This window comes from Pseudomonadaceae bacterium SI-3 (assembly GCA_004010935.1).
Taxonomy (GTDB): domain Bacteria; phylum Pseudomonadota; class Gammaproteobacteria; order Pseudomonadales; family Pseudomonadaceae; genus Stutzerimonas.
The window spans coordinates 3,011,365-3,026,087 of record CP026511.1 but is presented as its reverse complement, the minus strand read 5'-3'; the positions used below and the strand labels follow the sequence as shown (position 1 = coordinate 3,026,087).

General features: G+C 58.4%; 12 protein-coding genes and 1 tRNA gene. 11 read left to right on the top strand and 2 right to left on the bottom strand.

Annotation, left to right across the window (positions count from 1 at the left end; translation table 11 throughout):
* Positions 1 to 72: 72 nt before the first annotated feature.
* The 6 genes from C1896_14070 (at position 73) to C1896_14045 (ending at position 6,359) form a co-directional block, all read left to right on the top strand.
* Positions 73 to 966: an acetyl-CoA carboxylase carboxyltransferase subunit beta gene (locus C1896_14070; GenBank protein AZZ45923.1), complete on the top strand. Its 894-nt coding sequence runs from the start codon at positions 73 to 75 to the stop codon at positions 964 to 966.
* Positions 963 to 2,267, top strand: a complete 1,305-nt coding sequence (locus tag C1896_14065; protein AZZ45922.1) for a bifunctional tetrahydrofolate synthase/dihydrofolate synthase — start codon at positions 963 to 965, stop codon at positions 2,265 to 2,267. Before C1896_14070 ends, C1896_14065 begins: the two co-directional genes overlap by 4 nt.
* Complete coding sequence (locus C1896_14060; protein AZZ45921.1) at positions 2,251 to 2,880, top strand: cell division protein; 630 nt, start codon at positions 2,251 to 2,253, stop codon at positions 2,878 to 2,880. The genes C1896_14065 and C1896_14060 overlap by 17 nt, the downstream gene beginning before the upstream one ends.
* A 116-nt stretch (positions 2,881 to 2,996) precedes the next feature.
* Entirely contained in the window at positions 2,997 to 3,509 is a 513-nt protein-coding gene (locus C1896_14055; protein AZZ45920.1) for a colicin V production CvpA, read from the top strand.
* An 84-nt stretch (positions 3,510 to 3,593) separates the two neighbouring features.
* Complete coding sequence (locus C1896_14050) at positions 3,594 to 5,099, top strand: amidophosphoribosyltransferase (protein ID AZZ45919.1); 1,506 nt, start codon at positions 3,594 to 3,596, stop codon at positions 5,097 to 5,099.
* A 48-nt stretch (positions 5,100 to 5,147) separates the two neighbouring features.
* Entirely contained in the window at positions 5,148 to 6,359 is a 1,212-nt protein-coding gene (locus tag C1896_14045; GenBank protein AZZ45918.1) for an O-succinylhomoserine sulfhydrylase, read from the top strand.
* A gap of 97 nt (positions 6,360 to 6,456) precedes the next feature.
* Here C1896_14045 and gspD read toward each other — a convergent pair whose 3' ends face one another.
* Positions 6,457 to 8,733, bottom strand: coding sequence for a type II secretion system protein GspD (gene gspD / locus C1896_14040; protein AZZ45917.1), 2,277 nt, complete (start codon positions 8,731 to 8,733; stop codon positions 6,457 to 6,459).
* A 3-nt stretch (positions 8,734 to 8,736) separates the two neighbouring features.
* Positions 8,737 to 9,330 carry a secretion protein gene (locus C1896_14035; protein AZZ47679.1) on the bottom strand — a complete coding sequence of 198 codons (594 nt, stop codon included), beginning with the start codon at positions 9,328 to 9,330 and terminating at the stop codon, positions 8,737 to 8,739.
* 394 nt (positions 9,331 to 9,724) lie between these two features.
* Here C1896_14035 and C1896_14030 point away from each other — a divergent pair.
* From C1896_14030 to C1896_14010, 5 genes are all read left to right on the top strand, one after another.
* Positions 9,725 to 9,801, top strand: a tRNA-Asp gene (locus C1896_14030).
* A gap of 380 nt (positions 9,802 to 10,181) precedes the next feature.
* Complete coding sequence (locus tag C1896_14025; GenBank protein ID AZZ45916.1) at positions 10,182 to 11,819, top strand: methyl-accepting chemotaxis protein; 1,638 nt, start codon at positions 10,182 to 10,184, stop codon at positions 11,817 to 11,819.
* Between the two features lie 261 nt (positions 11,820 to 12,080).
* Positions 12,081 to 13,520, top strand: coding sequence for a cytochrome ubiquinol oxidase subunit I (locus C1896_14020; GenBank protein ID AZZ45915.1), 1,440 nt, complete (start codon positions 12,081 to 12,083; stop codon positions 13,518 to 13,520).
* Positions 13,521 to 13,523: 3 nt separating this feature from the next.
* On the top strand, positions 13,524 to 14,531 hold the full coding sequence (cydB, locus tag C1896_14015) for a cytochrome d ubiquinol oxidase subunit II (protein ID AZZ45914.1): 1,008 nt from the start codon (positions 13,524 to 13,526) through the stop codon (positions 14,529 to 14,531).
* Positions 14,532 to 14,554: 23 nt separating this feature from the next.
* Complete coding sequence (locus C1896_14010) at positions 14,555 to 14,713, top strand: DUF2474 domain-containing protein (GenBank protein ID AZZ45913.1); 159 nt, start codon at positions 14,555 to 14,557, stop codon at positions 14,711 to 14,713.
* The last annotated feature ends 10 nt before the right edge of the window (positions 14,714 to 14,723 follow it).

Genomic DNA, 14,723 nt, shown 5'->3' with positions numbered 1-14,723 from the left:
GGTCGCAACGATGAATTTGCCGGTGCGTGCAGACGTTACGCGCGGGACTGACAAGCTGTGGAGAATAAAAGCATGAGCAACTGGCTGGTAGACAAGCTGATCCCCTCGATCATGCGCTCGGAAACGCAGAAAAGCTCAGTGCCCGAAGGGTTGTGGCACAAATGCCCGTCGTGTGAGGCAGTCCTCTATCGGCCGGAGCTTGAAAAAACTCTGGACGTTTGCCCGAAGTGTCAGCATCACATGCGGATTGACGCACGCACCCGTCTGGACATCTTCCTTGATAAGGAAGGGCGTGAAGAAATAGCTGCGGACCTCGAGCCTGTTGACCGATTGAAATTCCGGGACAGCAAAAAGTATAAGGATCGCCTCTCCGCTGCGCAGAAACAAACCGGGGAAAAGGATGCTCTGATTGCGATGCGCGGAACCTTGATGCATATGCCAGTAGTAGCCTGTGCATTCGAGTTTTCCTTCATGGGCGGCTCCATGGGCGCAATAGTTGGCGAGCGTTTTGTGCGTGCTGCGAACGCTGCGCTTGAGCAGCGTTGCCCTCTGGTCTGCTTCGCAGCATCCGGTGGTGCTCGTATGCAAGAGGCGCTGATCTCGTTGATGCAGATGGCCAAGACCTCCGCTGTCCTGGCTCGTATGCGCGAAGAGGGGTTGCCATTCATCTCCGTCCTCACCGACCCGGTTTATGGTGGCGTATCGGCGAGTCTGGCCATGCTGGGGGATGTCATTGTTGCGGAGCCTAAAGCGCTCATCGGTTTTGCTGGCCCGCGTGTGATCGAGCAGACTGTGCGCGAAAAACTTCCGGAAGGGTTCCAGCGCAGTGAGTTCTTGCTTGATCACGGCGCTATTGACCTGATCGTTCCTCGTTCCGAGTTGCGCGCTCGTCTGTCGCGTCTGCTGGCTCAGCTGCAGCAAATGCCTACTCCAGGTGAGCCCGCTTTGGTCACGGCTGACGCATGACCCAGCGGAGCCTGGAGGACTGGCTCGGATACCTTGAACAGCTGCATCCCGTTGCCATTGATATGGGCCTTGAACGATGCCAAGAGGTGGCCGCGAGGCTAGGGCTAACGCGTCCAGCTCGCCAGGTCGTCACCGTTACAGGTACCAATGGCAAGGGATCCACCTGCGCCTTCATTGCTCGAATGTTGGTGGGGCAGGGCAAGACGGTGGGTGTCTACAGCTCGCCGCATCTGTTGCGCTACAACGAGCGGGTTCGTTTCAACCAAGTCGATGCGACAGACGAGGCATTGTGCGAAGCGTTCGAGGCGGTCGAGCAAGCGCGTGGCTCTGTTTCTCTCACCTATTTCGAAATGGGCACGCTGGCTGCTTTCTGGCTTTTCGAGCGTGAGGCGCTCGATGCCGTGGTATTGGAGGTCGGGCTTGGTGGGCGTCTCGACGCGGTGAATATCGTGGATGCCGACGTGGCAGTGGTAACCAATATCGGCTTGGATCATGCCGAATGGCTTGGAACGACCCGCGAAAGCGTGGCGTTTGAAAAGGCCGGAATATTTCGTGCTGCAAAGCCCGCGGTATGTGGTGACGCCGACCCTCCAGAATCGATGCTGGAAAGCGCGGCTCGGTCCGCTGTGCCGCTTATGGTCCGTGGGCGCGATTTCGACCTGCGTAGGGAAGCAGCCTGCTGGCATTGGCGTGGTATAGACGCCCAAGGCGCCGTCCGAGAGCTGTCAGATCTGCCGATGCTGACCCTGCCACTGGATAACGCTGCGCTAGCGCTACAGGCGTTTGCATTGCTCGAGTCGTCTTGGCAGCCTGAGCGACTGGTCGAGGCGCTACAGAGCACCCGAGTTACCGGACGCCTGGATCGCCGTACCGTCTACTGCCGCGGCGTTGAGCTTTCGGTAATTCTAGACGTTGGGCATAACCCGCACGCAGCTGTCTATCTGGCTGAGCAGCTCCATCGGGAGTCGAAGCCCGGTCGCCGCCTCGCGGTGTTCGGTCTTTTGGCTGACAAGGATCTCTCGGGTGTCATTGACGCGCTGGCGACTGTTTTTGATGCTTGGGCAGTCGCACCATTACCCACCCATCGCTCGCGCTCTGCGGACGAGTTGCGATCGGCATTGATGGAGCGCGGCGAGGCGGTCACTATCTACACTGGCATCTCCGAGGCGCTCCAGCGGCAATGTGATGAGGCGCGCGAGGGCGATGAGATAGTGGTGTTTGGTTCTTTTTATTGCGTGGCTGAAGCGCTGGCCTGGCTTGATCGGCACGCATCTGGTGGAGGGCATGCTCTTGGTGGATAGAGGATTGTTGCAACGTATCGTCGGCGCGTTGGTGCTTGTTGCGCTGGCCGTGATATTCGTGCCGATGCTTTTCAATCGTGATGATGCGGGCCAGCAGGTTGCCGTCGATCCGCCCGCAATGCCTGAAACACCGGCTACACCGGCAATCGAGACACAGCCTGTAGAGGTACCTGAGCCAGAGGTCGACCCGATCCCAGAAAATTACGAAATTATCGAAGAAGGGCCTGTGGCTGAATCCAATAGCCCGGCGGACCCCATCAATCCTGCTCCTGTGGGATCACAGCCTGCTCCGGTCACTCCCGAGTCGGCAAGCGCTCCGCCTCCACCGGTCAAGCCGGCAGCGACTGATGAGCAGCGGTTGGACGCAGCCAATCTGCCGGTCAGTTGGTCTGTTCAGCTGGCCAGCCTTTCCAGCCGTGAAAACGCCGACAAGCTCGAGAAAACACTACGATCTCAAGGCTACAACGCCTACATACGTACTGCTGACGGGATGAACCGGGTTTTCGTGGGGCCTTTGGTGGAGCGGGCGGAAGCCAATCGTCTGCGGGACCAATTGCAGCGACAGCAGAAGCTCGACGGGTTCGTTGTACGTTTCAAGCCAGAGCAAGGCTGACACATTACGGCCTTCCAGTTCGTTTAACCGGCAGCCGGGAGGGCACCTACGCGGTGCTTACTCCCTAGCTTGCGCTCTGGTAAAATGCGCCGCCTTTCTCCTTTGCAGGAAACCCTGTGGCATTCACCTGGGTCGATTGGGCGTTCATCGCCGTTGTGGTCATTTCCAGCCTGATCAGTTTGAAACGCGGTTTCGTCAAGGAAGCGCTTTCCCTGCTCACCTGGATCATTGCCGGCGTCATCGCCTGGATGTTCGGTGGTGCGCTTTCGCACCATCTCGCGGACTTCATCAGCACACCTTCCTTTCAAGTCATCGCAGCGTGCGTAATTCTGTTTGTAGTGACGTTACTAGTTGGCGCACTGGTTAATTTTCTCGTGGGAGAGCTGGTGCGCGTCACCGGCCTGTCCGGTACGGATCGCTTTCTTGGAATGGTATTCGGCGCAGCTCGAGGGGGCTTGCTGGTCGTGGTGTTGGTTGGTCTGCTCAGCCTCGCCCCGGTCCAGCAGGATCCCTGGTGGCGAGAGTCAGCGTTGCTACCGCATTTTCTGTTGGTTGCTGACTGGTCGAAGAACCTGATCCTTGGGTTTGGAAGCCAGTGGGTGGCCGGCTCGCTCGATGCTTCAAGCTAAGACGAGCAATCTTTAGAAGGACTCGGCACGGCTAAAACCTGTGTGATGTCCGGATCAGCCTGTAACAACTGAGAGGTTCCTTGCATGTGTGGCATTGTCGGCATTGTCGGTAAGTCGAACGTCAATCAGGCGTTGTATGACGCGCTTACCGTTCTGCAACATCGTGGGCAGGACGCAGCCGGAATCGTGACCAGCGACAGCGGCAAGCTGTTTCTGCGCAAGGACAACGGGCTGGTTCGGGACGTGTTTCAGCAGCGTCACATGCAGCGACTTGTGGGCAACATGGGTATCGGTCACGTGCGTTACCCCACCGCGGGCAGCTCTAGCTCCGCGGAAGCACAGCCGTTTTATGTGAACTCGCCTTATGGCATCACACTGGCGCATAACGGCAACTTGACCAACGTCGACCAGTTGACCAAGGAGATTTACGAGTCCGACCTGCGCCATGTAAACACCAATTCTGACTCGGAAGTGCTGCTCAACGTCTTCGCCCATGAGCTGGCAGTGCGCGGCAAGCTGCAGCCCACCGAGGAGGATGTGTTTGCTGCCGTGGCCAAGGTGCATGAGCGTTGTGTAGGTGGTTATGCAGTGGTGGCCATGGTGACCGGCTATGGCATCGTTGGCTTCCGCGATCCGCATGCAATCCGTCCGATCGTGTTCGGGCAGCGGCACACCGATCAGGGTGTGGAGTACATGATTGCCTCCGAAAGCGTTGCGCTGGACGTGCTGGGCTTCTCGCTGATCCGCGATCTGGCACCGGGCGAGGCCGTATACATCACAGCAGATGGCAAGCTGCATACCCGTCAGTGCGCGCCGAATCCGAGCTACGCGCCTTGTATCTTCGAGCATGTCTATCTTGCGCGTTCAGACTCGCTAATGGATGGCGTTTCCGTATACAAAGCGCGCCTGCGCATGGGCGAGAAGCTGGCCGACAAGATCCTCCGGGAGCGGCCCGAGCACGATATTGACGTCGTCATTCCAATTCCCGACACCAGCCGTACGGCTGCATTGGAACTGGCCAACCGACTGGGCGTGAAGTTCCGCGAAGGCTTCGTCAAAAATCGCTACATCGGTCGGACCTTCATCATGCCCGGCCAGGCCGCACGCAAGAAATCGGTACGGCAAAAGCTCAACGCCATCGACCTTGAGTTTCGCGGTAAGAACGTCATGCTCGTGGACGACTCCATCGTCCGGGGAACGACCTGCAAACAGATCATTCAGATGGCCCGGGAAGCTGGGGCGAAAAACGTCTATTTCTGTTCTGCAGCGCCAGCCGTTCGCTACCCGAACGTTTATGGGATCGACATGCCCAGTGCACACGAACTCATCGCGCACAATCGCAGCACCGAGGAGGTCGCAGAGCTGATAGGCGCCGACTGGCTGATCTATCAGGATCTGCCGGACCTGATCGATGCAGTTGGTGGCGGTAAGGTAAAGATAGAGAACTTCGATTGCGCAGTGTTTGACGGTAAGTATGTGACTGGCGACATCGATGATGTCTATTTGCACAAGATCGAACAGGCTCGCAATGACCTCAGCAAGAGCAAGGGTGTCGCTGGCAGCGCAATAATCGACCTCTATAACAACTGATCGACAACCTGGCGGCCATGCCGCCTCGGTTCAAGGTGGAAAACGACTATGACAACCGACTGGGACGCAGGCCGGCTGGACAGTGATTTGTCTGGTGCGAGCATGGATACGCTGGCTGTTCGAGCGGGCCAGCGCCGCTCGCCTGAGGGTGAGCATGGCGAAGCGCTGTTCTTCACCTCCAGCTATGTGTTCCGAAGTGCCGCTGACGCTGCCTCACGTTTTTCCGGTGAGGTGTCGGGTAATGTCTATTCACGCTATACCAATCCCACCGTACGAGCGTTCGAAGAGCGTATCGCTGCTATGGAGGGCGCCGAGCAGGCGGTAGCGACCGCCTCTGGGATGTCTGCGATTCTGGCCATGGTGATGAGCTTGTGTTCTGCTGGCGATCATGTGCTCGTGTCGCGCAGCGTTTTCGGTGCTACGGTTTCGTTGTTCGAAAAATATCTCAAGCGCTTCGGGCTCGAGGTCGACTACGTACCGCTTACCGAGCTTGCAGCCTGGGCGCCGGCATTCAAGCCCAACACCAAGTTGGTCTTCGTCGAGTCGCCATCCAACCCGCTGGCTGAGTTGGTCGACATCGCTGAACTGGCGGCGTTGTGTCACAGCAATGGTGCGATGCTCGCCGTGGATAATTGTTTCTGCACGCCAATTCTCCAGCAGCCTTTGGCACTGGGTGCTGACATCGTCATTCATTCCGCCACGAAGTACATAGATGGTCAGGGCCGTTGTTTGGGCGGTGTGGTTGCCGGTCGTGCGGAGCAGATGAAGGAAGTCGTGGGCTTTTTGCGCACCGCAGGGCCAACACTGAGCCCGTTCAACGCCTGGGTATTTCTCAAGGGCCTGGAAACGCTGCGCCTGCGTATGCAGGCCCATTGCGCCAGCGCTCGTACGTTAGCCGAGTGGCTAGAGCAACAACCGGGGATTGAGAAAGTCTACTACGCAGGCTTGCCCAGCCACCCTCAACACGAATTGGCCAAGCGTCAACAGAAAGACTTTGGCGCGGTGCTGAGCTTTGAGGTAGCGGGGGGCAAGGAGGGTGCCTGGCGTTTCATCGATGCCACCCGCTTGATTTCCATCACGGCGAACCTGGGCGATAGCAAAACCACCATCACCCATCCTGGCTCGACCACCCACGGGCGGCTTTCTGCCGAAGACCGTGCCAAAGCAGGCATTCGCGATAGCTTGATAAGGGTGGCAGTGGGACTTGAGGACGTGGTTGATCTACAAGCTGATCTCGCCCGAGGGTTGGCGGCGCTCTAAATCAAAACGCTCAAGCAAAAAGGACCCCGCTAAGAGGAGGGTCCTTTTTTTGATGGAACACGGGTCAGTGCGAGCGTCGTGTGCTGAAGTTGCGATTTCAGTCTTTTGCCGGCTCGAAATTCACCACGAAACCGTCAAGACGCTGTTCAGTCGCCAGTTCTTCTCGAACCCGATTGGCCTCCTGGCGACTGTCTATCGGACCCACGAACACCCGATGCGTACGGCCGGTAATGCGCAGGTAGGCGTCAAAGCCCTCCTCGCGAAGCTTGCTCGCCAGCGCCTGAGCACTGTCACCGTTTTGCAGGCTTGCCAGTTGCACTGCCCAGCCTGAGCGAGAGGACGCCTGAATCGGCGGCTGCGTTTGCGGTGTGAAGCTTTGCGGTGCACGTTGCGTTGCGGGAGTAGAGGGCATGCGGCTGCGTTGCTCGGGCTCGTTGGAGCGCAGGTCGATCGCCGGGGCTGGTTGTCCCTGTCCATCGAATAAGCCTTCCGGGGTGGCCGGAAGAATGGTCGGGCTGCCGGGGTTGGTTTCGATGACTCGGATGTCGCTGTACTTCTTACCCGACAATGCTGCCAGACCAGCACGGTCGCGAATCACGGTCGGTCGCAAAAACACCATCAAATTGCGTTTGATATGACTTTCCTGCGTTGAGCGGAACAGCGCTCCTAGCAGTGGGATGTCGCCAAGCAGAGGCACCTTCGAATCGGTTCGGGTCACATCGTCCTGAATCAATCCCCCCAGTACGATGACCTGGCCATCCTCAGCGAGGATAGTGCTCTTGATGGATCGTTTGTTGGTGACCAGGTCGACAGCCTGAGCAGAAAGGCTGGCGGATGGCGCAATCGAGGAGATCTCCTGCTCGATCTCCAGGCGTAGCGTGGCGCCCTCATTGATATGCGGAACCACCTTGAGCGTGACACCAATGTCCTCCCGCTCAATGGTCGTAAATGGGTTGTTTGCGCCGGAAGCGTCGGTTGTGTAGGTGCCGGTTTGGAACGGCACGTTCTGGCCAACCAGTATTTCGGCTTCCTGATTGTCCAGCGTCAACAAGCTTGGGGTGGAGAGTAGGTTGCTTTTGCTGTTGGCGGAGAGTGCGGTGATCAGTGCACCAAAGCTCCGGGTGCCAACGCCAATGATCGCGCCGTCAGGCAGATTGTTGGGGATTTCATTGTCATTGATGGCGTTGAGCACGGTACCAATGGAAAGGCCTGTATTGCCAAAACTGACTCCGCCTACGCCGCCCGTGCCACCTCGTGCATCTACGGCCCACTGCACGCCAAGGGCGTCGGTGATATCGCCTGATACCTCAACGATGGCCGCCTCCACCATCACCTGCGCCCGCGGCACATCGAGCTGGCGCACGATTGATTCGAGAGTCGAGATCAGTTCGGGCTCCGCCAGCATGACCAGTGCGTTGAGGCTCTCGTCCGCGCGAATGAGAATGTTCTGCTGACGTCCCGCTCCCCCTTGGACCTCGCCATCCCCCTGTTCGGCGAGGCCTTCGGAAATGTCGCCGAGCATCTCGGCCAGCGACTTGGCGTCATTGTGGCGAAGGCGAATCACCCGCGTATTGGCTGAGCGCGTGCTGGGCGTATCGAGTGTCTTGGCCAGGCTGGCCAGCTTCTGGCGCGCCAGTTCCGGTCCGGTGAAGATCAGGCGATTGGTGCGCGAATCGGCAATGATCTGCGCACCTGCGGTGTCCTTGGCCTCGCCGCGTGCCAGGGTATTGCGCAGGACTTCAGCGATGTCGACGGCCCAGCCATATTGCAGATTCACCACTGAGTAATCGTCGTTCTGGGCTTGGTCGAGCTGTCGGACCAGCTCTTCGATGCGTGCGATGTTGGCGCTACGGTCGCTGATGATCAACGCGTTCGCCGAGCTGACCGCAGCGAGATGTCCGTACTGTGGAACCAGTGGGCGGATCAGTGGGATCAGCTCGGTCGCGGAGGTGTGTTGGACCTGGATGACGCGGGTTTCCAGCAGATCCCCTCCAGTCGGACCGCCACCGGCCTCCGATTTCGCTTCGGCATTCGGCACAATTCTGGCGACCTCACCCTGTGTGAGTACGCTGAAGCCGTGAGTTGCCATGACCGACAGGAACAATTGGTAGACCTCTTCCAGCGAGAGGGTCGTAGACGATACGACGCTCACCTGACCCTTTACGCGAGGATCAACGATGAAGGTCTGTCCGGTCAGTTGGCTGATCTGGTCAATGAAGGCCCGAATGTCGGCGTCCTTAAGGTTGATCGTCCAGCCGTCCTGTTGGGTCTCGCTTGGTTCGATTCCGGGATCGGCCGCGTATAGGGGCAGGGGGGCGGCGAGCAGACCGGCGGCGATCAATGCAATGAGCGGGCGGGAGGAAAAAGGCAGCATCGGTCAGTTGTCTTCCGTGGTCTGTTCGTCGGAGGGCATGGTTTCTAGCGGGCTTGTAGCAGCCCCTTCCATTTGTTGCCGGAGTGCTTCCATTTGCTGTTGAAGCATCTCCGCTTGCGGATCGGGAGCTTCCATCTCCGCTGGTTCACTGTAGTCGGGCAGGCTATCGGGCACGGCCGTCGGAGAACGGACGCTTGGGAAGAACAGGCTGTCAATACGACCGCCACGCTTTACCTCAACCCTGTCAGGTTGAACGCTGTACAGGCGCACCCCTGACTCCAGTTCTTGATCGACCCGATAAAGCTGTGGCGGTTGGCCGCTTAACTGAATGATCGCAGTCGACCGAGCGGGGTCGGCATGAACGAAGCTGCCTAGCAAGGTTAGATCAGAACTCGATTTGCCGGGCGTATAGCTTTGTCCGCTCGAGGCCGGGGAACCGAACAACCCTTCCATTCGCTCCAGATCAGGCGCGGCCCCGGCGGGTTGGCTGCTGTCCGTGATGGCTGCAGGCGGCGTTTGGGTCAGTCTGAGCCAGGCCATGACCTGACTGGCCAGGTAGAGACCAAATAGCACGACAATGACTGCGCTGAGGATCAGGGGCGCAAACCGGCGAATTTTCTGCAGTGCTGCGGGGAAAGCCAAGCTAGGCACTCCGTGAAACCAAATGTTTGATGGTCATGAACGCTGACTCGCGGCGGCGGTTGCTGACAATATGAACAGCGGGCTTGAGTGCCAGTGTAGACCCGGACCATGACAAAGAAGCACTTGAGTATGCCAGTGCAACTGACTGTTTTTCAGGCAAAAGGTGCCCGGAGGTCGTGGAATGAGCGATGGGGCCACGAGGGCTTGGAATATTTTTGAAAAAATCGCGACACACTGTTGACTTGATTTCCCTTGGTGCGTAAATTGCGCGCCTCGCAGGGCGATCAGCCATCAGCCTTAACGGTTGACACTAAACGCCTTGCGAGTCGGACGAAAGTCCAGCCGACGCGCAGCGGTAGTTCAGTCGGTTAGAATACCGGCCTGTCACGCCGGGGGTCGCGGGTTCGAGTCCCGTCCGCTGCGCCATATTTGCTTCCCTTCTGCGGAAGCCACGCGAAAAGCGGCCTTAGGGCCGCTTTTTTCGTTTCTATCGTCTGTATTCCTTCTTCGCTTCATCTTGCGTCAGGCGCTTGCGTCTGGCCGCGATGTGCTTGCCTGTCGTCAACTCCGACGACCCTCAAAAAAAATTGTACATCGTAGATTTAAAGTAGCGGTTTGCACTGCTCGGATGGTGTTCTAGCGCCGAAAAGTCGGCTGTTTTCGATCCTAAGAGCAAAATACTTGTACAAAGATATGTCATTGTGACATCTTGTTGTACAAGTTATGGGTGGCCTAGAGCTTTCTCTCGCCGCGGCGTAACGACATTCATCCCCGGCTGCCGCGCAGCACATATGCAGAGACTCTCAATGAACAAGCAGATGTCAGTATCCAAGCGCCTCGGTCTCGGATTTTTCGTCATTCTCGCGTTGATGGCAGTCGTGGCCATGGTCAGTGCGCTCAAGGTCGACACGATCGATCGGACCATGAAGAGCATCAGCTCTCAGGCGGGTCTGAAGCAGCGCTACGCGATCAACTTCCGGGGAAGCGTTCATGATCGCGCAATTGCCGTACGGGACGCGGTTAGCGCGGCTGACGCTGACTTCGCACGAGGTCGGATAGCGGAGATCGATCATCTTGCAAAGTTATATGCCGACTCCGCCGGCCCGATGAAGGCGATGCTTGCGCAGCGCACGGCTGACCCGGTCGAGCTTCAGCTGATGGGGCAGATCGAAGCGATCGAAGCGAAGACCAACGACCTGACCCGAAAAGTCGTCGACATGCGTTTCGCTCAAGGCTCGGAGCAGGCTTATGCCTTTCTCTTGGAAAATGTCGCTGGCGCTTACAGCGAGTGGCTTCGGCTGATCAATGCCTTTATCGACCACCAAGAAACGTCGATAAGCGAGCAAGTGACTGTGGTGCGCGATACGGCTAGCGGTTTTCTAGTGCTTATCATCACAGTCACTGGTCTAGCGATTTTGCTGGGCACAGCTATCGCTATGCTGATCATCCGCAAGTTGCGATCGACCCTTGGTGCTGAGCCTGATGAAGTGGCGCGGGTAATTGGCAACCTTGCCGACGGCGATCTCGGCCAGGTGATCCTCACCCGCTACCCGGACAGCGTAATGGGGGCAACTGCGAAGATGGCCGGTCGACTGACCGGGATCATCGCCGAGGTTCGTGCTGCCGCTGACGGGCTGGGTGTCGCGTCGGGAGAACTGCTTACCTCATCGTCCAACAGCAGTCAGCAGATTCAGCAGCAGTCCGCGGAGGCTGAGCAGGTGGCGACCGCCATCAATCAGATGGCGGCGACTGTCAGTGAAGTCGCAAACTTTGCGGCCCGGGCCGCGATGGCCGCCAAGAGCGCCGACGAGCAAGTCGAGACCGGCACGCGAGTGGTGGGTGAAACGGCGATATCGATCCACAATCTGGCCAAGGTGCTTGAGCAAGCCACCGAGACGGTTAGCCAGGTTTCCAAGCAAAGCGGCAGCATCGAAAAGATTCTTCAGGTCATTACCGCCATTGCGGAGCAGACCAATTTGCTGGCGCTTAATGCTGCCATCGAGGCCGCGCGCGCCGGTGAGCATGGGCGAGGCTTTGCAGTGGTGGCGGACGAGGTGCGGTCGTTGGCTAACCGGACTCAGCAATCGTCAAGCGAGATCAGCGAAATGATCGAGTCGTTGCAGTCGGGAGCAAGCAAGGCGGCTGAGGTGATGCAAACCAGCAAGCGAATGGCGCAGCAGACGGTCGAGCAGACCCTCGAGGCGGAGGGCGCTCTGTCGAAGATCCGCCATGAGGTTGGCTCGATCAACGAAATGAATGCTCAGATCGCCACGGCATCCGAGGAGCAGAGCGCGGTGGCCGAGGAGGTCAACCAGAGCGTGACGCGCATTCATGACTCCGCCGTGGCCAGCTCGGCCGCCTCTAATCAGGTTGCCGCTTCGAGCAGAGACCTGACGACGCTCGCCCAGGAATTGAATCGAAAGGTTGGTTACTTCCGGGGCTGATGCAGGAGGCCCAAGCCTTGCTGGTGCACGGCATAGTGACCTTCGGACGCGTTAGGCGTATTGCCGGCGCGGCTGATGGCCGCAGCTGAGCCACAAAAAAGGCCAAAGTGGAGGGGCATGGCCACATCCTTGGCTGTTTTACCTTGACCTGCGTCAACCTGTAACGGGGTATCCGGCGCACCCTTGCGGTTAAATGCTGTCAGTAATGCGTGTTGTGACTAACAAGCCAGGGGCTGATGGCGTACTGACGAGGGGTGGTTAATGTTCGGTTTGGAAGCGCTTGAACTTGCGCGGATCCAGTTTGCTTTCACGATTTCCTTCCACATCATCTTTCCAGCGATCACCATCGGGTTGGCGAGTTTCCTGGCAGTGCTGGAAGGGTTGTGGCTGAAAACCAAGCGCCAGGTCTATCGAGACCTCTACCATTTCTGGCTCAAGATATTCGCCGTCAACTTCGGAATGGGTGTGGTATCGGGGATCGTCATGGCCTACCAGTTCGGTACGAACTGGAGCGCCTATTCCGAATTCGCTGGAAGCGTCACGGGGCCATTGCTGGCTTACGAGGTGCTGACCGCTTTCTTCCTTGAAGCCGGTTTCCTCGGCGTCATGCTGTTTGGCTGGAATCGCGTGGGCGCCGGGCTGCATTTCTTTTCGACGCTGATGGTGGCAGTCGGCACCCTGATCTCCACGTTCTGGATCCTGGCTTCGAACAGCTGGATGCACACACCGCAAGGGCACGAGATCATCGATGGCATCGTGATCCCAGTGGACTGGTTTGCCATCGTATTCAACCCCTCGTTCCCGTACCGTCTGACGCACATGGCGATTGCTGCCTTTCTCGCGACTGCGTTCATGGTCGGCGCATCTGCCGCCTGGCACCTGCTGCGCGGCAATGACAACCCGGCGGTGCGAAAGATGCTTTCCATGGCAATGTGGATGGCGCTGATTGTTGCGCCGATTCAGGCCGTGGTCGGAGATTTTCACGGGCTCAACACGCTTGAATACCAGCCGGCGAAAATCGCCGCGATGGAAGGTCATTGGGACAACTCGTCAGGTGAGCCTACTCCGTTGTTGCTGTTTGGCTGGCCGGATATGGAGCGCGAAGAAACCCGCTACAAGGTCGAAGTTCCGTACCTTGGTAGCCTGATTCTCAAGCACAGCCTGACCGAGCAGATCCCGGCGCTGAAGGATTTCCCCAAAGAAGACCGGCCCAATTCCACCATTGTGTTCTGGACCTTCCGTGTGATGGTCGCGCTCGGTCTGCTGATGATCTTCACAGGCTTCTGGAGTCTGTGGCTGCGTCGGGGTGGCAGGCTGTTCCACTCCAAGCCTTTCTTGCGACTCGCATTGCTGATGGGCCCGTCGGGGATTCTCGCAATTCTCGCCGGCTGGTTTACCACCGAGGTTGGGCGGCAGCCGTGGGTGGTGTACGGGATCATGCGGACCGCCGATGCGGTATCCAACCATGGCGCCGGGCAGCTTGGTCTCACCCTGGCGATGTTCGTCCTGATCTACTTTGCGGTGTTCGGCATCGGGTTCGTCTACGTCCTGCGTCTGATCGGCAAAGGACCAATCATTAACGAGGGAGACGAGAAGGGCGCTGGTGGGCCGGGGGAGAAGCGCACGCCAATGCGGCCGCTGTCTGCCGCAGACGAGGCGATACCGCACGATCATGGCGACAAACTGGGCGAGAGGAACTGAGTTATGGGTATTGATCTTTCGCTGATCTGGGCCGTCATCATCATCTTCGGCATCATGATGTACGTGGTGATGGACGGGTTCGATCTGGGTATCGGCATTCTCTTTCCGTTCCTGGCCGATACCTCCGAGCGGGACGTCGCGATGAACACCGTGGCGCCAATTTGGGACGGCAACGAGACATGGCTAGTACTGGGCGGTGCAGGGCTGTTCGCAGCGTTCCCGCTTGCCTATTCCGTCGTACTTTCGGCGCTCTACCTGCCGATCATCTTCATGCTGATGGGGTTGATCTTCCGTGGTGTGGCGTTCGAATTTCGCTTCAAGGCCAGCGCGTCTCGTCAGCATGTGTGGGACAAGGCCTTCGTTGGCGGCTCGCTGGCGGCGACCTTCTTCCAGGGTGTCGCACTTGGCGCCTTCATTCATGGCTTCCCCGTGGTCGATCGAGCTTATGCCGGTGGTCCGCTGGACTGGCTGACACCGTTCTCGGTGTTCTGCGGTGTGGCGCTAATCGCGGCGTATGCCTTGCTGGGCTGCACCTGGCTGATCATGAAGACCGCTGGTGATCTGCAAAAGCGCATGCATGACATCGGCATTCCGCTGGTCTGGGCCGTGCTGGCCGTAACCGGGATCGTCAGTATCTGGACACCGCTGACCCATCCGGATATCGCTGAGCGCTGGTTCAGCATGCCGAACCTGATCCTGTTCTTGCCGGTGCCGATTCTGGTGCTCGCATGTACGTTCGGGCTGCTTCGATCGATCAAGCGTTACGCTCACTACTCGCCATTCCTGTTCACCCTTGCGCTGATTTTCCTGGGCTACAGCGGACTCGGAATCAGCCTCTGGCCGAACATCATTCCACCGTCCATCAGTATCTGGGACGCCGCCGCACCGCCTCAGAGCCAGGGGTTCACCCTGGTCGGGGCGCTGCTGATCATCCCGCTGATCCTGATGTACACCGCGTGGAGTTACTACGTATTCCGCGGCAAGGTCAGTGCAGACGACGGCTACCACTGAAACGGGCCGTCACGGAGCGATATATGCAAAACAAGCACGAAAGCGGTGCAGCCAGGCCCAAACCGCTGTGGAAGCGTATGACCTGGTTGGTTTTGATCTGGTCAGCGAGCGTTCTCGCGCTGGGCGTGGTTGCCTGGCTGCTGCGCCAGGCGATGACCGCGGCGGGTCTGACATCGCCCTAACCGCCGCGCT